General features: G+C 61.8%; 23 protein-coding genes. 11 read left to right on the forward strand and 12 right to left on the reverse strand.

Translation table 11 applies throughout. The features are described from left to right. Nucleotides 1-294 precede the first annotated feature (294 nt). On the reverse strand, nucleotides 295-1,473 hold the full coding sequence (locus BMX59_RS28785; protein WP_071489180.1) for a glycosyltransferase family 4 protein: 1,179 nt from the start codon (nucleotides 1,471-1,473) through the stop codon (nucleotides 295-297). Nucleotides 1,474-1,527: 54 nt separating this feature from the next. Beyond that, nucleotides 1,528-2,295, reverse strand: a complete 768-nt coding sequence (gene cysZ / locus BMX59_RS28790) for a sulfate transporter CysZ (protein WP_093128272.1) — start codon at nucleotides 2,293-2,295, stop codon at nucleotides 1,528-1,530. 282 nt (nucleotides 2,296-2,577) lie between these two features. Here cysZ and trxB point away from each other — a divergent pair, with 282 nt between their 5' ends. After that, complete coding sequence (gene trxB / locus BMX59_RS28800; RefSeq protein ID WP_016976180.1) at nucleotides 2,578-3,540, forward strand: thioredoxin-disulfide reductase; 963 nt, start codon at nucleotides 2,578-2,580, stop codon at nucleotides 3,538-3,540. Nucleotides 3,541-3,603: 63 nt separating this feature from the next. On the opposite strand, the gene BMX59_RS28805 is transcribed toward trxB, so the two are convergent. From BMX59_RS28805 to BMX59_RS28830, 6 genes are read right to left on the reverse strand one after another with little or no spacing between them, the layout of a single operon-like run. Then, nucleotides 3,604-3,945 (reverse strand): HopJ type III effector protein, encoded by a 342-nt coding sequence (locus tag BMX59_RS28805; protein WP_093128274.1) that lies wholly within the window; start codon nucleotides 3,943-3,945, stop codon nucleotides 3,604-3,606. After that, complete coding sequence (locus BMX59_RS28810; RefSeq protein ID WP_092249369.1) at nucleotides 3,938-4,234, reverse strand: DUF1244 domain-containing protein; 297 nt, start codon at nucleotides 4,232-4,234, stop codon at nucleotides 3,938-3,940. Before BMX59_RS28810 ends, BMX59_RS28805 begins: the two co-directional genes overlap by 8 nt. 23 nt (nucleotides 4,235-4,257) lie before the next feature. Continuing rightward, the gene (gene folX / locus BMX59_RS28815; RefSeq protein ID WP_003194073.1) at nucleotides 4,258-4,629 is read right to left on the reverse strand and encodes a dihydroneopterin triphosphate 2'-epimerase; all 372 of its coding nucleotides are present in this window, start codon (nucleotides 4,627-4,629) and stop codon (nucleotides 4,258-4,260) included. A gap of 2 nt (nucleotides 4,630-4,631) precedes the next feature. After that, nucleotides 4,632-5,192 (reverse strand): GTP cyclohydrolase I FolE, encoded by a 561-nt coding sequence (folE, locus tag BMX59_RS28820; protein ID WP_024077360.1) that lies wholly within the window; start codon nucleotides 5,190-5,192, stop codon nucleotides 4,632-4,634. 20 nt (nucleotides 5,193-5,212) lie between these two features. Beyond that, complete coding sequence (gene folM / locus BMX59_RS28825; protein ID WP_093128277.1) at nucleotides 5,213-5,923, reverse strand: dihydromonapterin reductase; 711 nt, start codon at nucleotides 5,921-5,923, stop codon at nucleotides 5,213-5,215. 57 nt (nucleotides 5,924-5,980) lie between these two features. Next, on the reverse strand, nucleotides 5,981-6,541 hold the full coding sequence (locus BMX59_RS28830; protein ID WP_092249363.1) for an antibiotic biosynthesis monooxygenase: 561 nt from the start codon (nucleotides 6,539-6,541) through the stop codon (nucleotides 5,981-5,983). 217 nt (nucleotides 6,542-6,758) lie between these two features. Between BMX59_RS28830 and BMX59_RS28835 the strand changes: the two genes are divergently transcribed. Continuing rightward, the gene (locus BMX59_RS28835) at nucleotides 6,759-7,709 is read left to right on the forward strand and encodes a MerR family transcriptional regulator (RefSeq protein WP_071489187.1); all 951 of its coding nucleotides are present in this window, start codon (nucleotides 6,759-6,761) and stop codon (nucleotides 7,707-7,709) included. 4 nt (nucleotides 7,710-7,713) lie between these two features. Here BMX59_RS28835 and BMX59_RS28840 read toward each other — a convergent pair whose 3' ends face one another. Both BMX59_RS28840 and BMX59_RS28845 read right to left on the reverse strand, forming a co-directional pair. Continuing rightward, nucleotides 7,714-8,319, reverse strand: a complete 606-nt coding sequence (locus tag BMX59_RS28840; protein ID WP_071489188.1) for a hypothetical protein — start codon at nucleotides 8,317-8,319, stop codon at nucleotides 7,714-7,716. A gap of 63 nt (nucleotides 8,320-8,382) precedes the next feature. After that, entirely contained in the window at nucleotides 8,383-8,850 is a 468-nt protein-coding gene (locus BMX59_RS28845) for a PAS domain-containing protein (RefSeq protein WP_071489189.1), read from the reverse strand. Between the two features lie 133 nt (nucleotides 8,851-8,983). Between BMX59_RS28845 and BMX59_RS28850 the strand changes: the two genes are divergently transcribed. Beyond that, a complete protein-coding gene (locus tag BMX59_RS28850; protein WP_092249360.1) occupies nucleotides 8,984-9,439 on the forward strand; it encodes a flavodoxin in 456 nt (151 codons plus the stop codon). On the opposite strand, the gene BMX59_RS28855 is transcribed toward BMX59_RS28850, so the two are convergent. Next, the gene (locus BMX59_RS28855; protein ID WP_093128280.1) at nucleotides 9,420-10,316 is read right to left on the reverse strand and encodes a LysR family transcriptional regulator; all 897 of its coding nucleotides are present in this window, start codon (nucleotides 10,314-10,316) and stop codon (nucleotides 9,420-9,422) included. The genes BMX59_RS28850 and BMX59_RS28855 overlap by 20 nt on opposite strands. A 98-nt stretch (nucleotides 10,317-10,414) precedes the next feature. On the opposite strand from BMX59_RS28855, the gene BMX59_RS28860 reads away from it, so the two are divergent. The 8 genes from BMX59_RS28860 to BMX59_RS28895 all read left to right on the forward strand — a co-directional run bounded on the left by BMX59_RS28860 (nucleotide 10,415) and on the right by BMX59_RS28895 (nucleotide 20,639). Next, nucleotides 10,415-10,786 carry a CidA/LrgA family protein gene (locus BMX59_RS28860; protein WP_071489192.1) on the forward strand — a complete coding sequence of 124 codons (372 nt, stop codon included), beginning with the start codon at nucleotides 10,415-10,417 and terminating at the stop codon, nucleotides 10,784-10,786. Then, the gene (locus tag BMX59_RS28865) at nucleotides 10,776-11,462 is read left to right on the forward strand and encodes an LrgB family protein (protein ID WP_071489193.1); all 687 of its coding nucleotides are present in this window, start codon (nucleotides 10,776-10,778) and stop codon (nucleotides 11,460-11,462) included. The genes BMX59_RS28860 and BMX59_RS28865 overlap by 11 nt, the downstream gene beginning before the upstream one ends. 149 nt (nucleotides 11,463-11,611) lie before the next feature. Next, entirely contained in the window at nucleotides 11,612-12,394 is a 783-nt protein-coding gene (locus BMX59_RS28870) for a class II aldolase/adducin family protein (protein WP_093128283.1), read from the forward strand. Then, the gene (locus BMX59_RS28875; protein WP_092249352.1) at nucleotides 12,394-13,296 is read left to right on the forward strand and encodes an alpha/beta fold hydrolase; all 903 of its coding nucleotides are present in this window, start codon (nucleotides 12,394-12,396) and stop codon (nucleotides 13,294-13,296) included. The genes BMX59_RS28870 and BMX59_RS28875 overlap by 1 nt, the downstream gene beginning before the upstream one ends. A gap of 117 nt (nucleotides 13,297-13,413) precedes the next feature. Further along, the gene (locus BMX59_RS28880) at nucleotides 13,414-14,325 is read left to right on the forward strand and encodes an SDR family oxidoreductase (RefSeq protein WP_071489196.1); all 912 of its coding nucleotides are present in this window, start codon (nucleotides 13,414-13,416) and stop codon (nucleotides 14,323-14,325) included. A 482-nt stretch (nucleotides 14,326-14,807) separates the two neighbouring features. Next, the gene (locus BMX59_RS28885; protein WP_093128287.1) at nucleotides 14,808-16,598 is read left to right on the forward strand and encodes a DUF1302 domain-containing protein; all 1,791 of its coding nucleotides are present in this window, start codon (nucleotides 14,808-14,810) and stop codon (nucleotides 16,596-16,598) included. 26 nt (nucleotides 16,599-16,624) lie between these two features. Beyond that, nucleotides 16,625-17,983, forward strand: a complete 1,359-nt coding sequence (locus BMX59_RS28890) for a DUF1329 domain-containing protein (RefSeq protein WP_071489197.1) — start codon at nucleotides 16,625-16,627, stop codon at nucleotides 17,981-17,983. Between the two features lie 160 nt (nucleotides 17,984-18,143). Then, nucleotides 18,144-20,639, forward strand: a complete 2,496-nt coding sequence (locus BMX59_RS28895) for a LuxR C-terminal-related transcriptional regulator (RefSeq protein WP_093128289.1) — start codon at nucleotides 18,144-18,146, stop codon at nucleotides 20,637-20,639. Here the strand turns inward: BMX59_RS28895 and BMX59_RS28900 are convergent. Next, nucleotides 20,636-21,511, reverse strand: a complete 876-nt coding sequence (locus BMX59_RS28900; protein WP_093128292.1) for a helix-turn-helix domain-containing protein — start codon at nucleotides 21,509-21,511, stop codon at nucleotides 20,636-20,638. The genes BMX59_RS28895 and BMX59_RS28900 overlap by 4 nt on opposite strands. Nucleotides 21,512-21,592 lie beyond the last annotated feature (81 nt).

Below are 21,592 nucleotides of genomic sequence, written 5' to 3' on the forward strand. Positions count from 1 at the left end.
TCGGGCAGTTAGTACTGCGGCCCCTTGTACAGTTCTTTTGTGTGATCGGTTCTGTTCGGGTCTTTATGCCCCGGTTGGCCGTAGGCACGAGGTTCTGCCCGAGATTTATCCATCCATTGTTGCTGGCGCGCCCATTCGGCGTTTGGCATGTTGACGCCATTACGTACACCCATTCCGTAAGCTGACATGTACCGTACCTCCATTATTGAAAGCCCTGCTCAGATAGCAGGTATCAATAATTGGTGTGCAGCATTAAGCAGTTCCTGATTTAAATATCAGGAAAGACATATTGATTCATCTCACATAAGGCTGTGTAGGAAGCGCGAGACTTTCATCACATGCACCGCGTAACTGATGCTCAAACTGCTCGATAATCGCCGGCCAGCCCTGGCGGCTCGCATGCTGGCGTGCATTCAGACGCATGCGGCGCAGGCTTTCAGCGTCCTCCAGCAGCCAATTGGCGGCCTCGCAAAACGCGTTCTCGTCTCCGGGCATCGCCAGCACGCCGTTGTAGCCGTGGCGGATATGCTGGCTTGCAGCGGCCTGGTCATAAGCCACCACCCCCAATCCTGATGCCATGGCTTCCAACACCACGTTGCCGAATGTTTCGGTGAGGCTGGGGAAGAGGAACACATCGCCCGATGCGTAATGCCGCGCCAGTTCCTCTCCGCGCAAGGTGCCGCAGAAAATCGCCTCCGGCAATTCCTTCTCCAGCGTCGCCCGCTGCGGGCCATCACCCACGATGATGAGTTTCATCTGGCGCAGTGGATAGGTGTCCTGCAAGGTCTCGAAGCAGCGCTTGAGCAACCCCAGGTTTTTCTCCTGCGCCAGTCTGCCCACATAGAGCACGGCGGTTTGCTCACTGTTCAATGCCCAACTTTCCCGCAGCGCATTGTCGCGTTTGGCGGGATGGAACAGTTGGCTGTCCACTCCGCGCGACAACATCCCCAGACGTTCGAAATGCCGGCGCTCCAGCTCCAGGCGCTGGCTGGCGCTGGGTACCAGGGTCAGGGTCGAGCGGTTATGAAACCAGCGCAGATAGTGCGTGACCATCCGGCTCAGCATGCTCAAGCCGTACTGGTTCGAGTACTGCTGGAAGTTGGTGTGAAAGCCGCTGACCACACTGATCCCCAGGCGACGCGCGGCACGCAGGGCAGACAAGCCCAGGGGCCCTTCCGTGGCGATGTAGAGCACGTCCGGACGCTGACGGGTCCAGCGCCGCAGCAACTTGTGCATCGACGACTGCCCCCACTGCAGGCCCGGATATCCCGGCAGCGGCCAGCCACGGCATAGCAATAACGCGTCGTCGCTGGGGCGGCTCTGGTCGACGCCCTGGCGCGGTCGTACCAGTTCGACTTGATGGCCACGCGCCCGCAAACCCTCGCACAGGCGACCAAGGGTATTGGCCACCCCGTTGATCTCTGGCGGGAAGGTTTCGGTGATGAGGGTGATGTGAAGCGAAGCTGTCGTCATGACCCACAGTGTCTCCGTGGGGCATGTCGTCATTGTGTCATCGAGATGATGGATTTATGACAGGGTCACTTTTTGCTGCGCCGCCATCGCCTCGGCCCCTTGTTCGCGTACCCAGAACAGCGTCGCCCCGGCTACTGCCGCCGGCATCATCAGCAGGTTGACCACCGGCACCAGCAACACCAGGTAAACAATCCCGCCGAAGCTCATGCTCTGCCAGCGTTTCTGGCGCAGCCAGGCGAGCATTTCGTTCCAGCCCAGCTTGTGGTTGTCGGCCGGGTAGTCGATGTACTGGATCGCCATCATCCACACGCCAAACAGCAACCACAGCGGTGCGGCGACCAGATTGACCACCGGGATGAAAGACAGGATAAACAGGCCGATGGCCCGTGGCAGGAAGTAGCCCAGCTTGCGCATCTCCCGGGCGAGGGTGCGCGGTACCATCGCGATCAGCTCGCCCCAACTGAAGGCTGGGAAGTCATCGGTGCCGCGCACCACCACTTCAACCTTCTCCGAGAGAAAGCCGTTGAAGGGGGCGGCGATGATGTTGGCGAGCATGGTGAAGGTGAAAAACACCATCAACACCACCAGCACCACGAACAATGGCCAGAGCAGGTAGTTCAGGAAACCCAGCCAGCTCGGCAGCGTCGGCATCAGGTGGTCGACCCACAGGCTGAACTGATGACCGGCAAAATAGATCAAGCCGACGAACAGCACCAGGTTGATCGCCAGTGGCAGCAGCACAAACAGACGCAGGCCTGGGCTCAACACCAGTTTGAGGCCTTCGCGCAGGTATTGCGGGCCGGAAAGAGCAGGGGCGGGCATGGGGAACTCCGAGCAAAAGGGCGAACGCGCCGACCTTACCGGCTTTACATCGCAGGCGAAAGCCGCGACATCAGCCGTAACAAACCTGTCGATCAGTCGGGCCAACTACATAGTGACCGTCTATGAGCTGGATTGTTATTCCGTATTTCCTTAATCTTGCCCCCCTCGATACGCTGCACCCATTATTTTCAGGGCCTGCGAGTTCAAGCCTTCCCCAAGTGCTTCGTGGTCCCTTTTTTATTCCAGCCGCCTTGTAGTCCGGGCGGTCGATAGGAGTGAGTCATGTCTGATACCCGTCATTCGCGAGTGATTATTCTCGGTTCCGGCCCTGCCGGTTACAGCGCCGCCGTCTACGCTGCCCGGGCCAACCTCAAGCCGCTGCTGATCACCGGCATGCAGGCGGGCGGTCAATTGACCACCACCACCGAAGTCGACAACTGGCCGGGCGACGTCCACGGCCTGACTGGCCCGGTGCTGATGGAGCGCATGAAAGAACACGCCGAACGCTTTGAAACCGAGATCGTGTTTGATCACATCAACCAGGTCGACTTCTCCAAGAAGCCTTACAGCCTGACCGGCGACAGCGGCGTATACACCTGTGACGCACTGATCATCGCTACTGGCGCCAGCGCTCGCTACCTGGGCCTGCCGTCGGAAGAAGCGTTCATGGGCAAGGGCGTTTCCGCCTGCGCGACCTGTGACGGTTTCTTCTACCGCAACAAACCGGTCGCCGTGGTCGGTGGCGGCAACACCGCCGTGGAAGAGGCGCTGTACCTGGCCAACATCGCCAGCACCGTGACCCTGGTCCACCGCCGCGAGACCTTCCGCGCCGAGAAGATCCTGATCGACAAGCTGCATGCCCGTGTCGCCGAAGGCAAGATCATCCTCAAGCTCAACGCCACTCTGGACGAAGTCCTGGGCGACAACATGGGCGTGACCGGTGCCCGCCTGAAGAACAACGATGGCAGCTTCGACGAGCTGAAAGTCGACGGCGTGTTCATCGCCATCGGCCACACCCCGAACACCTCGCTGTTCGAAGGTGTGCTGGAAGCCAAAGACGGCTACCTGGTGGTGCAGGGCGGCCGTGAAGGCAATGCCACCGCGACCAACATTGAAGGTATCTTCGCCGCCGGTGACGTGGCCGACCACGTCTACCGCCAGGCCATCACCTCCGCCGGCGCCGGTTGCATGGCGGCACTGGATGCCGAGCGTTACCTCGACGGCCTGCAGAACGCTTCGTTCTAACCAACGCCGCACAACAAATGTGGGAGGGGGCAAGCCCCTCCCACATTTTGTTTCAGGTCTGGCTCAGGATTTTCGAGTCAGAGGTTGGGCGGTGAACTTCACACCGGCCAAGCCGTTTGCGATCAATGCACGGATATTGCCGTGGTCACTCCCCTCAGGCGTCGCCACCACCGAACGGTAATGCTCACCAAACGCCAGCAGCGCTTCCTGGTCGCTCAGCCCTTCCAGCACTGCCAGGCCCAGCGTCTTGCACGACCCTTCGTTCTGCCCGGCGGCATTCTCTACCGCGCCATTGGTGAACGCCTGTGGCTGGTACTCGTAACCGGCAGCGACAAACGCCAGGGTATCGGCAAAAACGTGTTCGCCGCTGTTGAGGCTGGCGCGCAGGGTATTCAAATCATTCATGGGGTTTTCCTTTGGCGAACGCCGCCTGTTGATCGGCGCTGGCTTCTTTCTGGTATTGGGTTTTCCACTCGGCGTACGGCATGCCGTACACCACTTCACGGGCGGCATCCAGGCTCAGCTCGATCTGGCGCGTGTCGGCCTCGGCCTTGTACCACTTCGACAAGCAATTGCGGCAGAAACCGGCGAGGTTCATCAGGTCGATGTTCTGCACATCCTTGCGGCTGTCCAGATGCGCCACCAGCCGGCGGAAGGCGGCGGCTTCGAGTTCGAGGCGTTGTTGGTCGTTCATAAGGTTCACGCAAATCTCAGGGGTTAACGGCTGGCCGCCAGGGTAATCGAAACCGACTCGGCAAAACGCAACGCATGGGGCTTGTCCACTTCCACTTCGGCGTACAGCACCGACTCATTGCTCATCACCAGGTCCAGCAACTCCTGGGTCAGACGCTCCAGCAGGGCAAAACGATTGCCTTCGACATGGGCGATGATCGCCTTGGTGATGGTGCGGTAGTTCAGCGCGTGGTCGATGTCGTTGTCGCGCACGGCTTCCTGGGCGGCGTACAGGATGGTCAGGTTGATCAGCACATCCTGCTTGTTGAGGATTTCGTCCTCGTTGATGCCGATGAAGGTGCGCAGGCACAGGTCCTTGACCCGGATGCGCGCCATGCCTGGTTGAAGTTGTGGCATTGCTACTTGCTCCGTCCGATCAGTTGCAGGAACTCCATGCGCGTGGTGTTCGACTCGCGGAACGCGCCGAGCATCACCGAGGTGTTCATGGTTGAATTCTGTTTTTCCACACCGCGCATCATCATGCACATGTGCTTGGCTTCGATGACCACGGCCACGCCGGCGGCCTGGGTCACTTCCTGGATGGCGTCGGCGATTTGCCGTGTGAGGTTTTCCTGGATCTGCAGGCGGCGGGCGAACATGTCGACGATGCGCGCCAGCTTCGACAGGCCCAGCACCTTGCCGGTCGGGATATAGGCGACGTGGGCCTTGCCGATAAAGGGCAGCAGGTGGTGCTCGCATAGCGAGTACAACTCGATGTCCTTGAGGATCACCATCTCGTCATTGTCAGAGGCAAACAGCGCGCCGTTGACGATTTCTTCCAGGTTCTGCTCGTAGCCATGACACAGGTATTGCATGGCCTTGGCGGCACGCTTGGGGGTATCGAGCAGGCCTTCGCGCTCGGGGTCTTCGCCCAAGCCCTTGAGGATCTCGCGGTAATGGTGGGGCAGGGATAAGGTCATACAACATCCTCAAAAGCGGCTTACTTGATATGCCGCCCGCCGTTGACGGTCAGGGTGGTACCGGTGACATAAGGGTTATCCAGCAGGTAACGCACGCTCTGGTAGATCACCTCGGGCCCGGGCTCGATGCCCAGTGCGGACTTGGCCAGTACCTTGGCGCGGTAGGCGTCGTCGTCGCCGTCGTTGAACATCACCATCGCCGGGGCGATGCCGTTGACCTTGATCAACGGCGCCAATTGCGCGGCAAACGACAACGTCAGGCTGTCGAGCCCGGCCTTGGTGGCGCAATAGGCGATGTGCTGGCGGCTGCCCTTGCGCACCACGTCGTCGCTGATGTGCACGATGTCGGCCGGTGTCGAGCGTTGCAGCAAGGGTGAACAATGCAGGTTGATCAGGTACGGCGCAAGCATGTGCACGCTGAACATGTCGGTAAACGCGCGACTTTCGTCGTCGGGGGATTCCGCTATCCAGGCCGAGGCGTTATGGATAACCGCACGCAGGCTCTGGGTATGGGTGTTCAGCTCAGCGATAAACGCCAGGATACCGGCCTCGCTGGAGAAGTCGGCAAACACTGCGATCGCCCCACGCTCGCGCAAGGCCTGCACGCCGGGCCGTTCGCTGCGGTAGCTGAAAATCACCGGGTGGCCGTCGTCCAGCAAACGCTGGGCGCAATGCAGGCCGACACGCTGGCCGGCGCCGGTGATCAGGATCGGGGCGTTCGTTGCAGTCATGGGAGGCTCGAGTCGCTGGCAGGTTGAAACTATACCAGCGACCGAGCACCCCTGTATTCACGCCGCGGCTTCGGTAGCCTTGCGCGGTGTAGGGGCAGGATGCAGCCAGTTTGCCAACAGGTGGGTCGACAGTGGGATGAACCAGTAGACCATCAGTGGCGTCAGCGCCATGGTACTGACCAGCACGCGCGGTGCCAGGTCCAGTTCGCTCAGCAGTGGGTTCAGGACAAAGTTGAACAGCAGCGACACCGGGAAAAACGCCAGCCAGATCGCCACAGCCTGCTTCCAGCGAGGTGGGCGCGCGCCCACGGCGCCGAACCAGCCATCGATGCCACGTACGCGATGCTCCGACGGGTCGGCAAACAAGTCGCTGCCACGGCTCAGCCACGCACTGCGCGACGCGGAAAACTCCCAGGCATGCAGGGTCTTCTCATCGGCAAAGCGGAAAATGATCTGGAATTCATCATCGTTGGGCGGCGGTGCCAGGACGCCTGAGCCCAGGTAGCCGGGAAAGTCCGTGGCCAATTGCTCGCCTTCGCGCAGCCAGGCCATCAGTTCTTCATAGCGACCCTTGGCCACGCGACGCGCAACCATCAGGGTGACGGGAGAGGTAGACATTGTGTATCTCCAAATAGTGGGCGCTCGTGACCGGGTAGGTACGACACCAGGTGCAGCTGCGGGGTGATGCGGCTGCGCCTTGAAAAAGCAGGCAAGGATTATTCCTGTTTTGCTGAAATACGCCAGACACTTCTGTCGGTTCGCCCCGTGGCTTGAATCGTTCAACCGAATAAGCGTTAAATAGGATCCAAATCGACACGGATGTTCTTGACCTCTGATGCCCGAAACTATTGCTCCGCAGCGCGAAACGACCCTTGACCGCGTCGCCGTTTCCGATGATCTATTGCCGATTCGAGAAGTCGCTCGGCTGACGGGCGTCAACCCGGTCACCCTGCGTGCCTGGGAAAGACGCTATGGCCTCATCCAGCCGGTCCGCACCGAAAGTGGGCACCGGTTGTATTCGCGCACCGATATCGACACCGTGCACCGTATTCTCGACTGGATCGAACGTGGCGTCGCCGTGAGCAAAGTGGGCAGGCTGCTTGCGCGCGATGAGCGCATCGGCGAACCCGGCCTGGCTGGCGGGGACAGCGTGGAGCGGGCCCAATGGCACGGGCAACTGCGCAGTGCAATCAGCGCGTTCGATGATCGCCAGCTGGATCGGCTGTACGGCCAGATATTTTCCGCCTACCCGCTCGCCGTGGCGTTCCAGGATATTCTCATGCCGCTCTGGCAGGAACTGTTGCGTCATCAAGGCCGCTTCGGCGAGGCCAGCGAATGGCTGTTCTTCGATAATTTCCTGCGTTCGCGCACGGCGCAACGTCTGCAGGTGATAGCCGCTTCGCCGCTGCCACGGGTGCTGCTGGCGGCCATAGCCGGAGAATGTCGCGAGCTGGAATTGTTGGTCGCAGGCCTGCTGCTGACGGGGGAGAAATTCGCCGTGAAGCTACTGGGAGTAGGCCAGCCACTCGATGAGTTGACCCTGGTCTGTGAAAAGACCCAACCGCAAGCGCTGGTGCTGTTTTCCAACCGCGCCCCCGGCAGCGAACTGCCACTGCGGCTCAAACGCCTGGCGCTGACCCTGGATTGCCCGCTGCTGCTGGCCGGTGACGCCGCGGACTTCGCCCAGGAAAGCCTGCAAGGCTCGTCAATTGGCTGCCTGGGCAACGAAGCACGGTTGATGCAGCGCCGCTTGCTGCAATTCCTGAGCGGTAGCCTGGATACCTGATGTTTCAGGCGTGCACTTCGGGATGGACCAGGCGGTGCTGGTGCAGGATGAACTGGCGCAGGCGCTCGGTTTCATCGACGTCGTCCTGGCTGAGCCGGTAAGCGAACAGGCCGCGTGCGGTTTCCCGTTCGAACGTTCCGCGCAGCGCAATGCGCTCATAGCCGGAAGGGCTGAACCACAGCGAAAAGGTTTTCGGTGGCTTGAGCCGGCCACGGATCTCCACCAGCACCCCTTTGAACGACACTTCATGCACCCACAACGCGCCCGTGCCGCCCTTGATATTCTCCAGGGCCACCGGCGTTTCGAGCGCCAGGCGCCACGGCCGGATCATCGGCCCATCCTCGAAAATACTCGGCACGCCCAGGCGCAGGTGCACGGCATGAAACTCATCTTCCACCAGGTGCAGCGGGAAGGTGAGTTGCTGATTGTCGAACTGTGCCTGGATGGTGACGTGATCGTGGGCCGCCAGGCGCGTGAGAAGATCGCGAATCTGCGCACCGCCGTTGACTGTCAGGCTCGATGACGCATCCCGCAGGTTCAATTGCGGGTTGTGCTGCATAGTCTGGATAAAATCCAGCTCGTCCTGGGTCAGGAGTGCATCGCGTTGCATGGGCTTGCTCAACGAATGTGGGAAGGCATTAAAACGCCATTATCCTCTTAATGACCGTTATTTCTAATCTTTGTTAGATCCACTGGTCGCCTTGAGTGCCGCCAGTTCGGCCTTGAGTTCGGCCACTTGCGCCTCCAGTTGAGCCACGCGCTGCTGGGCTTTGACCTGGACGCTCACATCTTTTTGCACGCCGACGCAATAAGTCTGTTTATCCGCCGGGTTGTAGACCGTCGACAGCGACAGCTCATTCCAGAAATGCGTGCCGTTCTTGCGGTAGTTGCGCAGGACTTCACGGCAGTGGGTGCCCGCGGCGAGGGCTTCGCGAATGGCGATCAGGGCGGGTTGGTCGCGGTCACCGGATTGCAGGAAGCGGCAATCCTGGTAGAGGATTTCGTCGCGGGTGTAGCCGGTCAGGCGCTCGAAGGCGGGATTGACGTAGATCAGTGGCAAGTCCTTGCCTTCCCGTTCAGCGATGACGATACCGTCATTCGAGGCGTCGATGACCATTTGCATCAAGTGAGCATTAATCATGCGGGGGATCCATCCATTTGGGTGCTGCAAGTCTAAGGCACCGCGCTCCATTTTCCACCCGGTATGGCGATTTTTGTAGCGGCGTTCAAGCTGTTAATATCCCACGCTTTCGCTCAACTACAGGATCAGATTGATGAAAGTCGCCATCCTTTCCGGCTCGGTCTACGGCACCGCTGAAGAAGTCGCTCGTCACGCTGCCGATATCCTCAACGCGGCCGGTTTCGAGGCCTGGCACAACCCTCGCGCCAGCCTGGCCGACGTGCAGGCGTTTGCGCCGGACGCATTTCTGGCGGTGACGTCCACCACCGGCATGGGCGAATTGCCCGACAATCTCCAACCCCTGTACTCGACGATTCGCGACCAACTGCCCGCCGCCTGGCGCGGGCTGCCCGGCGCGGTGATCGGTCTGGGCGACGCCAGCTATGGCGACACCTTCTGCGGCGGTGGCGAGCAGATGCGCGAGCTGTTTGGCGAACTGGGCGTGCGTGAAGTGCTGCCGATGCTGCGCCTGGATGCCAGCGAAAGTGTGACCCCGGAAGCCGACGCCGAGCCGTGGCTGGCTGAACTGGTCACTGCACTGCGCGCTTGACCGGAAACTCACGCAGCAACGCCAGCCAGGCCTGGGTGGCTTTCGACAGGTAGGTGCCCTCACGCCAGATAAAGGCAATGTCCCAGCGCAGGTAGTCGGGCGCCTTGAGCGTCAGGCGCACCACCCCGGGTCGCACCAGCCCACGGGCGACCACGCTGGGCAGCAGCACCACACCCTGGCCGGCGGCGACCAATGCGGCGAGGAAGTCCGCCTGGCCGCTGCGACCGATTTCCTTCGGCGTAAAACCCAACTGTTCACACGCCTGCAGCAGGCGGTCGTTGAGCACGAAGCTGCGCTGGTACATCAGGAACGGCGTGTCGGCGAGTTCCTCCAGGCGTACCTGGGCGTTTTCCGCCAGGGGATGATCAATCGGCAACAGCGCGTCCAGGGGCTCATCGCAGAACGCTTGCCAGGCAAACGCCGGGTCGCTGGGTCTGAGGCTGCCCCCCACTTCCAGTTCACCGCTCAGGATGGCTTGCTCGATATTGCGACTGCCGCCCTCCAGCAATTGGATGGTCACGTTCGGGTAACGCCGGCGGTATTCGGCGAACAGTCCGGCAAACAACGTATCCCCAGCCAACAACGGCAGGCCCAGGCGCAGTTCGCCTCGGGTCAACTGGTGCATATCGTCCAGCTCGCTGAGCAACTCGTTTTGCAGGCGCAGCATGGCTTCGGCGCGTTGCAGGACGACTCGGCCGGCGGCGGTCAGGCGGATCTGCGAGCCGATTCGGTCGAGCAGTGGCGTGCCCAGGCTCTGCTCCAATTGCGCAATCTGTTTGCTGACGGCGGACTGGCTGATATGCAGGGTTTTGCCGGCCTGGGTAAAGCCACCCCGGTGAACCACTTCGACGAAGCTGCGCAGCTGTTTGAATTCCATGTGCGAAATTCCAGTTTGGAATAACTGGCAGTCTAACAATTCGCTGTGGGGATGGGGCATGCCTCTTTAAAATGAAGGCCTGCGAGGACCCAAAGCCCATGAAACGTTTCACCCGTCTGTTGATTGAACTGGTCGTGCTACTGGCCATTTACCTGTTCGGCTGCCAACTGGCGATGTGGTTGGCCTGGCCGATTCCCGGCGGTGTGGTGGGCCTGGGCCTGTTGTTGATGGCCTTCGCCAGCGGCCTGGTCAAACCGGCGGCCCTGCAATTGGGTGCCGGCGTGCTGATGGCCGAGATGCTGCTGTTCTTCATTCCGGCGCTGATGAGCCTGCTCGACTACGGCGGCCTGCTGCGCAATGAGGGATGGCGCATCCTGCTGGTCATCGGCTTGAGCACGTTGGCCGTGATGCTGGTGACCGCATTCACGGTGGAACTGGTGTGCCGCTGGAGGCTGCGCCATGAAGCTTGAACTGATGCCGGTGTTCTGGCTCGCCTTGACCTTGGGCACCTATATTTTCAGTCGCTGGATCTACCGTCGCACCGGGCGTTACCTGTTGTCGCCGCTGATCCTGGTGCCCGTGCTGTTGCTGGCGGTGGCCGTACCGATGAACACGGCCTACGCCGAATACTCTGCCGACACCCACTGGCTGATGCTGGTACTCGGCCCCGTCACCGTGGCGTTCGCCGTGCCGATCTGGCAGCAGCGGCGGTTGCTGGCGCGTTACTGGTCGGCATTGTTGCTGGGGATGGTGGCCGGCAGCGTGGCGTCCATCGCCACCTCATTCGGCCTGGCCAAAGCGTTGGCCCTGGACAGCTCGGTGACGATGTCCCTGGTGCCACGCTCCATCACCACGCCGTTCGCCATGCCGGTGTCCTCTGACCTGGGTGGCGTGCCGGAATTGACGGCGGTGTTCGTAATGTTCACCGGCGTATTCGGTGCGATGCTCGGCGGCGTGCTGCTCAAGTGGTTGCCCCTGCGTACGCCGCTGGCGCGCGGTGCGCTGTTTGGCGTGGGCGCCCACGGTGCGGGCGTGAGCCGGGCCCATGAAGTGGGCGGCGAAGAGGGCTCGGTGGCAGGCCTGGTGATGGTCCTGACCGGCCTGCTCAACCTGTTTGCCGCGCCTTTATTGGCGGCACTTCTCTGACGTCGGTTGCGCGGATTTAAACTATTCTCAAAGCTGACCCGTACGGTCATCAAGCTGGCTGCCAAGGCAACTACGGCGGCCAGGGCGTCTGACTAGACTGGCCCATCACTCAAAAAATAATAAGAAAGTGCGCCAAGGAGGTCGTTGCCGTGAGCCTAGCCCCCGTTCCATCGCCACAGAATGTCAAAGATCAGGTCAGCGCCGCCGAATGGCACACTCGCGTCGACCTGGCAGCCTGCTACCGCCTGGTGGCGATGCACGGCTGGGATGACCTGATCTTCACCCATATCTCGGCCAAGGTGCCGGGCACCGACGACTTCCTGATCAACCCCTACGGGCTGATGTTTCACGAGATCACCGCGTCGAGCCTGGTCAAGGTCGACCAGGCCGGCAACAAGCTGATGGACAGCCCCTACGAGATCAACCCGGCGGGCTACACCATCCACAGCGCCATCCATGAAGTGCGCCACGACGTGACGTGCGTCCTGCACACCCACACTGCCGCCGGTGTGGCGGTGGCGGCGCAGAAGCAGGGTGTCTTGCCGATCAGCCAGCAATCGATCTTCGTGCTGTCGAGCCTGGCTTATCACGCCTACGAAGGGGTGGCGCTGAACCACGAAGAGAAGGCCCGGTTGCAGGCCGATCTTGGCCAAAATAGTTTCCTGATGCTGCACAACCACGGTCTGCTGACCTGCGGCAGCACCATCGCCGATACGTTTCTGATGATGTTTACCTTCCAGCGCGCCTGCGATATCCAGGTGTTGGCGCAAAGTGGCGGCGCGCAATTGATCCCCATCGGGCCACAGATCCTCGCCGGTGCCAAGGCGATGGTGGCAGCTGTCACAAAGAGTGCTCAAGGTATGGGGGGCGCGCTGGCGTGGCCGGCGTTGCTGCGTAAATTGGACAGCCTCGATCCCGGGTATAAAACCTGATGCCTCTTGCCGAGATCCCGCTGAGTGTCTGGCGCAAACGCAGCCAGACGTTCGACTTCAACGGCCGCACTATCCGCTACTGGGTGGCGGGGCAGGGTGAGCCGTTGCTGTTGATCCATGGCTTTCCCACTGCCAGTTGGGACTGGCATTACCTGTGGCAGCCCCTGGCCCAACGCAACCTGGTGATCGCCTGCGACATGCTCGGTTTCGGCGATTCGGCCAAACCCCTCGACCACGGTTATTGCCTGCTGGAACAGGCGGATCTGCAACAGGCGTTGCTCGAGCACCTGCGCGTGGACCAGCCGGTGCACGTGCTCGCCCACGACTACGGCGACAGCGTCGCGCAGGAACTGCTGGCCCGGCACTACGAAGGTCGCTTTCACATGGCCAGCTGTGTGTTTCTCAACGGCGGGTTGTTCCCGGAAACCCACCGTCCGGCGCTGGTGCAAAAGCTGCTGCTCAGCCCACTGGGCTGGATGATCGGTCGTGCCTTTGGGCGCAATGCCCTGGCGGACAGTTTCAACCAGATCTTCGGGCCCGACACTCGCCCCAGCGAGAGTGCCCTGGATGATTTCTGGAGCCTGATCGACTCTCATGAAGGCACGCGCATCCTGCACAAACTCATTGCCTACATCCCCCAGCGACGGCGTCTGCGCGATCGCTGGGTCGATGCGATGCAACAGGCTGAAGTGCCGCTGCGGGTGATCGATGGCGAAATCGACCCGATCTCTGGCGCCCACATGGTGGCGCGTTACCGCGAGCTGGTGCCCCACGCCGACACAGTGCTGCTGGCCAATATCGGCCATTACCCGCAGATCGAGGCGCCGGTGCAGGTGCTCAAGCATTACCTGGCGTTTCGTGAGCGGATCGGGCGACCGACTTCGCGAATCGCCTATTCCTGAGCTGACGACTATCCCTGCGCCTTATCGAGCACCATTCAGCCCTGGCCGGCTTTATTGTGACCTGCGCCCCCGTGCCTGACACTCGACCCATTCCCATCGTCGCCATTGGAGTTCGGTATGAGTGAGTCAGTGCAGTTCCAGGATAAGGTCGTGATCGTCACCGGCGCCGGCGGCGGATTGGGCCGGGCCCATGCGCTGCTGTTCGCCAGGCACGGTGCCAAAGTACTGGTCAACGATCTCGGCGGTTCCACCCAAGGTGAGGGCGCCAATGCGTCGGCGGCCGATCGGGTGGTGGCCGAGATTCGCGAAGCGGGCGGTATCGCCGAGGCCAACCACGACTCTGTCACCGACGGTGACAAGATCGTGCAGAACGCCCTCGATGCGTTCGGGCGTATCGATGTGGTGGTCAACAACGCCGGGATCCTGCGCGACAAGACGTTCCACAAAATGGAGGACAGCGACTGGGACCTGGTTTATCGGGTGCATGTCGAAGGCGCCTACAAAGTCACCCGCGCTGCCTGGCCCCATCTGCGTGAGCAAGGGTATGGCCGGGTGATCTTCACCGCGTCCACCTCGGGTATCTACGGCAACTTCGGCCAGTCCAACTACGGCATGGCCAAGCTCGGCCTGTATGGGCTGACCCGCACCCTGGCGCTGGAAGGGCGCAAGAACAACATCCTGGTCAATGCCATCGCCCCCACCGGCGGCACCCGCATGACCGAAGGCCTGATCCCGCCGCAAGTGTTCGAGCGCCTCAAGCCGGAGCTGGTCAGCCCGCTGGTGGTGTACCTGGGCAGCGAGGCATGCCAGGAAACCTCGGGGTTGTTTGAAGTGGGCGGCGGTTGGATCGGCAAGACCCGCTGGGAACGCAGCCTGGGCGTTGGCTTTGATCCGGAGGCGGGGTTTTCGCCCGAAGACGTGGCTGCGCACTGGCAGCAGATCTGTGACTTCGAAGGCGCCGTTCACCCCAAGGACAACATCGAGGCGTTGAAGGAAATGATGGCCAACTTGCAGAAATACAGCCTGTGATCGTTGCTTGAAAAAGCTTTAATCCTGCGGGGCGCTGATGGCGCCCCATTTTATTCAGGGCAAAAAAATGCCGCTGCAAACGCAGCGGCTGAAGTCAGACGTTGGATCAAGGAGCGACAAATCAACGTCAGTGAACACCGGTAACAGATTGAAAGCAGGCCTCAATCCATTTGAATCTGGCTTTTCTTCCGGTCGGGGAAGCGGGCCGTCTGCCCTGAAAGCCCGGTAAGAATAGTCGTTTGTAACAGGATGAGTAATGCCGGTTCGTGACAAGGACTGTTACCAAAACAGCAATAGTTGGGCTGCGCGTCATCCATTCTCCTGATAACCCCTTATCCACCCGCTGCATGCCCGCGCCCAAACCCCGGCCAGAGCGCCTTGTCATCCTTTCGAGCGACAACACGAATCCCTCCTTGGTGCGCTTATCGCTCCTGAGACGCGGCAGTAGGGTGGGGCCTTCTGTCACTCACCGGGGAAGACGCATGACAAGAACAACAATGCGCGCCATCTTCAGGCCACAGGCGCTGGCCGCTGCGGTTGCGTTGGGGGGCTGTGCCCAGGCACAGGCTGTTTCGTTCAACATTGGCGAGATCGAAGGGCAATTCGATTCTTCGCTGTCGGTGGGCGCGAGCTGGGGCATGCGCGACGCCGACAAGAAGCTGGTGGGCACCGTCAACGGCGGTACTGGCCAGGCGTCCACCGGCGATGACGGACGCCTGAACTTCAAGAAGGGCGAGACCTTCTCCAAGATCTTCAAGGGTATTCACGACCTGGAGCTCAAGTACGGTGACAGCGGCGTCTTCGTGCGCGGCAAGTACTGGTACGACTTCGAGTTGCAGGACGAAGACCGCGAGTTCAAGCAGATCAGCAATCACCATCGTGACGAGGGCGCGCGTTCTTCGGGCTATGAATTGCTCGATGCCTTCGTTTATCACAACTACTCCATCGGCGATCAACCGGGCAACGTGCGCCTCGGCAAGCAAGTGGTCAGCTGGGGTGAGAGCACCTTTATCGGTAACTCTATCAACAGCATCAACCCCATCGACGTTTCGGCTTTCCGTCGCCCTGGTGCAGAGATCAAGGAAGGGCTGATCCCGGTGAACATGCTGTTCGCCTCCCAAAGCCTGACCAACCAACTGACAGTGGAAGGCTTCTACCAGCTCAACTGGGAAAACACCGTGCTGGATAACTGCGGCACCTTCTTTGGTGGGGATGTGGCGGCCCATGGCTGTAATGACAACTACACGGTGGGCAACCCGGCGATTGCGCCATTGCAGCCCGTCGCCGCCGCGTTCGGGCAAGGCTTTCAAGTGACCCGTGAAGGGGTGATCGTGCAGCGTGCACAGGATCGTGACGCCCGTGACAGTGGCCAATTCGGTACGGCGTTGCGTTGGTTGGGGGATGACACCGAATACGGCCTGTACTTCATGAACTACCACAGCCGCACACCGACCGTGGGCACCATCACCAACAATACGAGCCTGGCCCGGCTCGGTGCGATCGCCGGTGCAGCCAATGGCATCGCGCCCGGCTCCGGCGCAGGCCTGGTCCAGAGCCTGATGCTCGGTCGTGGCCAGTACTACCTGGACTACCCGGAAGATATCCGCCTGTTCGGTGCGAGCTTCTCCACCACCTTGCCCACCGGCACGGCGTGGACCGGCGAGATCAGCTATCGCCCCAATGCCCCGGTGCAACTCAACACCACCGACCTGACCCTGGCCCTGATCAACCCGGTCGCCGGGCAACTGGCCTCGCCGATCCGCAGCAACTTCGGTGACGACAACAAAGGCTACCGGCGCAAGGAAATCACCCAGATCCAAAGCACCATGACCCAGTTCTTCGACCAGGTGCTGGGCGCCGAACGCCTGACGCTGGTAGGCGAAGCGGCCTACGTGCACGTTGGTGGGCTGGAAGACAAATCCAAGCTGCGTTATGGCCGCGACTCGGTGTACGGCGCCTATGGCTTCCAGGGTGACACCGACGGTTTTGTCACGGCCAACTCCTGGGGTTACCGCGCCCGGGCGATCCTTGACTACAACAACGCCATTGCCGGGGTGAACCTCAAGCCCAACCTGTCCTGGTCCCATGACGTGGCGGGCTACGGCCCCAACGGCTTGTTCAACAAAGGCGCCAAGGCCATCAGCGTCGGCGTGGATGCGGATTACCGCAGCACCTACACCGCCAGCCTCAGCTACACCGACTTCTTCGGCGGCGACTACAACACCCTCACCGACCGCGACTTCATCGCCCTCAGCTTCGGCGCGAACTTCTGATCTGGCTTAAGGAAGGACAAGACTCTATGCGTAAGATAATTGCGGTAATGGCCCTCAGCCTGTTGGCGGCCCACGTCATGGCGGCGGTGTCGCCGGAAGAGGCGGCCAAGCTCGGCACCACCCTGACCCCGGTGGGCGCCGAAAAAGCCGGCAATGCCGATGGCTCGATCCCGGCCTGGACCGGCGGCATCCCGAAAAACGCCGGCGCAGTGGACAGCAAGGGCTTCCTGGCCGATCCGTTCGCCAGTGAAAAACCGTTGTTCGTGATCACCGCAGCCACCGTCGACAAATACAAGGACAAGCTTTCCGACGGCCAGGTGGCGATGTTCAAGCGCTACCCCGAGACCTACAAGATCCCGGTGTACCCGACTCACCGCACGGTCAACCTGCCGCCGGAGATCTACGAGTCGATCAAGCGCAGCGCGTTGAACGTCAAGCCGATCAACGATGGCAATGGCCTCGAAGGGTTCACCGGCAACCGCTACTACGCGTTCCCGATTCCGAAGAACGGCGTGGAGGTGTTGTGGAACCACATCACCCGTTACCACGGCGGCAACCTGCGCCGCATCATCACCCAGGCCACCCCGCAGACCAACGGCAGCTACACGCCGATCCGCTTCGAGGAAGAGGTGGCGGTGCCGCAACTGATCCCCGACATGGACCCGGCGAAGGCGGCCAACGTACTGACCTTCTTCAAGCAGTCGGTGACGGCGCCGGCGCGCCTGGCGGGCAACGTACTGCTGGTGCATGAAACCCTCGACCAGGTGAAGGAGCCACGCCTGGCGTGGATCTACAATGCCGGCCAGCGTCGCGTGCGCCGGGCGCCGCAAGTGGCGTACGACGGGCCGGGCACCGCCTCCGACGGCCTGCGCACCTCGGACAACTTCGACATGTTCTCCGGCGCGCCGGACCGCTACGACTGGAAGCTGGTGGGCAAGAAGGAGATGTACATCCCCTACAACAGTTACAAGCTGGACCAGCCGACGCTCAAGTACGACGACATCATCAAGGCCGGCCACATCAACCAGGACCTGACCCGTTATGAGCTGCACCGCGTGTGGGAAGTGGTCGGCACGGTCAAGCCGAGTGAGCGGCACATCTACGCCAAGCGCCACATGTACATCGACGAAGACAGCTGGCAGGTGGCGCTGGTGGATCACTACGACGGCCGTGGCCAACTGTGGCGGGTCGCCGAAGGCCATGCGCAGTTCTACTACGACCACCAGACCCCGGCCTACACCGTGGAAACCCTGTACGACATCATCGCCGGGCGCTACATCGCGCTGGGCATGAAGAACGAGGAGAAGAGCAGCTTCGTGTTCGGGTTCAATGCCAAGGCGGCGGATTACACCCCGGCTGCGCTGAGGGCCGAAGGCGTTCGCTGATCCCGATGTGAAATCAAAATGTGGGAGGGGGAAAGCCTCTCCCACATTGGGTTTTATGCATGGCTGGAAATCACCCCGCTGAATACTTCTTCAACAACCACCAACCACAGGACTAGGGTAGGCGTCACGTTGCATAACAATAAGAACGCAGGATGCAGCAATGACCGCCATGACACGCTGCCTGGACCGTCCTGGATTCATGCCTCGGCTGTCCGCCCACCATCTGTTGCGCCCACGCCTGGCCGAGCCTTTGCTCGCCGCGCCGGTCAGGGTCAAGTTGCTGTGCGCCCCCGGCGGCAGTGGCAAGAGTGCGTTGCTGGCCGAATGCGCGTTACAGGCGCCCGCGGAATGCCAGGTGTACTGGTTGCCGCTCAATGGCGTCGCCCTGAGCCCCCTCGACCTTTGCCGGCGCCTGGCGCAAAACCTCGGCTTGGCGTTCACTGACGAAGCCACGCTGCTGTCGGATCTTGGCCGCTGGCCAACATCGGCATGGGTGTTCCTCGATGATTTCTGCCGCTTGCCCACCCCCCAAACCGATGCCTTGCTCGACCGCCTGCTCACGGCAAGCAGCCCCTCGTTGACCTGGTGGCTGGGGGCGCGGCGCCGTCCAGCCTGCAACTGGCCGCGCCTGCTGCTCGACGATGAGTTGCTGGAGGGCGGCACTGAGTTGGCGTTCACCCTTGAAGAAATTCAGCAACTGCTCCCGCTGGGGCAGTCACCGGACAGCGTGTTGCAGTTCAGCGCCGGCTGGTGTGCCGGCGTGCGCATTGCGTTGCTGGGGGACGGCCATCCGCAGAAAACCTTGCTCGATTATTTGCAGCACGAACTGTTCAGCACTTTGCCGCCCGAACTGACGGAAGCCTGGCGCGTGCTGGCACACATGCCACGCTTTAATCCGGGATTGTGCGAGCACTTGTTCGGCTTTGGCGACGGTGACCACTACCTGCGCGAGCTGCAGGCCCTCGGCGCCTTTATCCAGCCTTGGGAAGATACCGAGTGGTTGCAGGTTTTCCCGCCGCTTGCCCGGCTGATACGCGATGACCCCTGGCCGGCCAAGCGTTCCTGGCATCGGCGTGCCTGCCAGTGGTTCACCGCCGAACAGGACTGGCAGGCCGCGTTCGAGCACGCGCTGCTGGCCGAAGAATACGAGGTGGCGGTCAGCCTGCTACAGCACTTCAGTTTCGAAGACCTGTTCCGCCAGCAGAACGCCGTATTGATGCTGCGCTTGCATGAAGAGCATGGTGAAGAGTTGATGCTCGGCTCGGCGCAACTGGTGGGGCTGGTGACGGCGGCGTTGCTGTTCGCCGGGCGCTTCGACCAGGCCGCGCAATGCATCGACCAGTTGGCACGGTTTGCGCCGCAACCGACGGCGGTGCAACAACGCTACCTGCTGGCGCGCTGGCAGGCGCAGTGGGGTTGGCTGCTGCACTTGGGCGGCGATGCCGAGCGCTCCCGCGAACATTTCCTCGAAGCGCTGCAAGCCTTGCCCGACAGCGCCTGGACGTCGCGGCTGATGTGCCTGTCGGGCCTCACCCAGCAAGCGTTGCTGCGCGGCGAACTGGACGTGGCCCAGGCGCTGAGCCGCGAAGCGTTATGCCTGGCCCGCGCCCATGGATCGTTGCTGCTCGAGGCCTTGCTTGAGCTGGATCACGCGCAGTTGCTGGAGCAGCGCGGCGCCCCGTATCGCGCGCAGAGCCTGCTGGAGAATGTGCAGGCGATGTTGCTCAAGCAACGCCTGAAAGCCGGGCCGCTGGTGGGGCGTATCGCCCTGCGACGCGGGCACCTGGCGCTGCGTCAGGGCCAGGACAGCCTGGCTGCCGAGTGCTTCGAGAGCGGCATGAAGATGTGCCTGCACAGCCAGGACAAGCGCGTGCTCTACGGGTTTCTCGGCCAGGCCCTGCTGGCCGCCAACCGTGGTGACTACGCCGGGGCCTTTGTGCAACTGCGCGAGGCCGAACGCTTGATGCAACAGCGCCAGGTCCCCGACACGGTGTACCGCGCGGTGCTGCTGTTGGTCAGCGGGCATTTCTGGTTGCAGCAGGGGCGCGCCGAGTTGACGGTGGAAGCGGTGCGTCGTGTGCTTCGCCACTTTCGTGGTCCCCAGGCCAAACAGGCGCCGCCGGCCACCCTGGAGCTGATCCCGCGCCTGGAATACTTGCTGGTGCTGGCGGAAGTGAAGCTGGGCTGCGCCGAGCAACCGGTGGCGCGTATGACGGCTTTGCTGGAGGCGGCCCATCAACGCGGCATGCTCTGCCTGGAAACCGAATTGCACCTGGTACTGGGTGAGGTCGCCTGGCAAGTCGGCGACCCAGGTCAGGCGCGCCGCTCGCTGCAAACCGGGCTTGAGCTGGCGGCGCGCTGCCAGGTGCAGCAGGCGATTCGCGAACTGCGGTTGCGCTCGCCGGGGTTGCTCAGTGAGTTGGGCATGGAGCCCCAGGCCGCCGTGTCGGGCACGGCGGAGAATCCCCTGAGCCAACGCGAGCTGGAAGTGCTGCAGTTGATCGCCCTGGGCAACTCCAACCTGGAAATCGCCGACCGCCTGTTTATCTCCCTGCACACCGTCAAGACCCATGCGCGGCGCATCCACAGCAAGCTGGGGGTGGAGCGGCGTACGCAAGCGGTGGCCAAGGCCAAGACCCTGGGGTTGATGACCTAGGCGCTGAAGGCCTGGCGATATTCGCCGGGGGTGGCACCCATGGCCTGGCGGAAGCGATGGGTGAAGTGGCTGGCGCTGGAGAAACCACAGATCAACGCGACTTCACTCAAGGGCAGGGCGCCGCTGCGCAGCAGCGCCTGGGCGCGGGTCAGGCGACGCGCCAGCAGGTACTGATGGGGCGGCAGGCCGAAGCTCTGGCGGAACATCCGCGCGAAATGGTATTCCGAGAGTGCGCACAGGCCGGCCAGTTGGCCCAGGCTGATCGGGTCTTCCAGGTGCTGGTCGATGTACTCCACCAACAGCCGCCGCTGGTACGCCGCCAGCCCGCCTTTAAGGCGCAGCCCGTCGCGTGCGCCCACTTGGCTGAGCAGCGTGTGGCTGAGCATTTCATGGGCCAGGCTGCTGGTCAGCAGGCGCTCGGCGGGTTCTTGCCAGTTCAGCGCAATCAGCTGGTGAAAGCGTCGCGCCTGGCCGGCATCTTCCAGAAAGGTGCTTTCGCGCAATTGCAGGGCGCGCGGTTCGCGGTCGAGCAGGGTGACGCAACCGAGAGCGAATTGCTCCGGGCTGAAATACACGTGGGCCAGGCGGATCTCGCCGTTGATCACCCAGGCTGACTGGTGTTCGGCGGGCAGGATGCACAGTTTGTCGGGGCCGCCCTTGGTGCCGGGTTGGTCGCGCCGAAACGTGCCGGTGCCGCCGCCGATGTAGCAGGATAACGTGTGATGGCTGGGGGCCTGGTAGTCCTGCGAGTCGTGATGGTTGCTCCACAGCGCCGCAGACAAGCCGTCACCGAGCTCGGCGCAGGCTTCGAGGCGTGCGTTGGGCGAACGGTTAAGCGCTTGGAAGACTTGCAGGGATTCCAGATCTGGCATGGTTCGTACTCTCCGACGCCTTGCATCCTACTCCGCGCGGTTGTTGCTGTGATCCCATTGGCCGACAAAAGCGCAAGATTG

It is taken from the genome of Pseudomonas sp. NFR09 (genome assembly GCF_900111535.1).
GTDB lineage: Bacteria > Pseudomonadota > Gammaproteobacteria > Pseudomonadales > Pseudomonadaceae > Aquipseudomonas > Aquipseudomonas extremorientalis.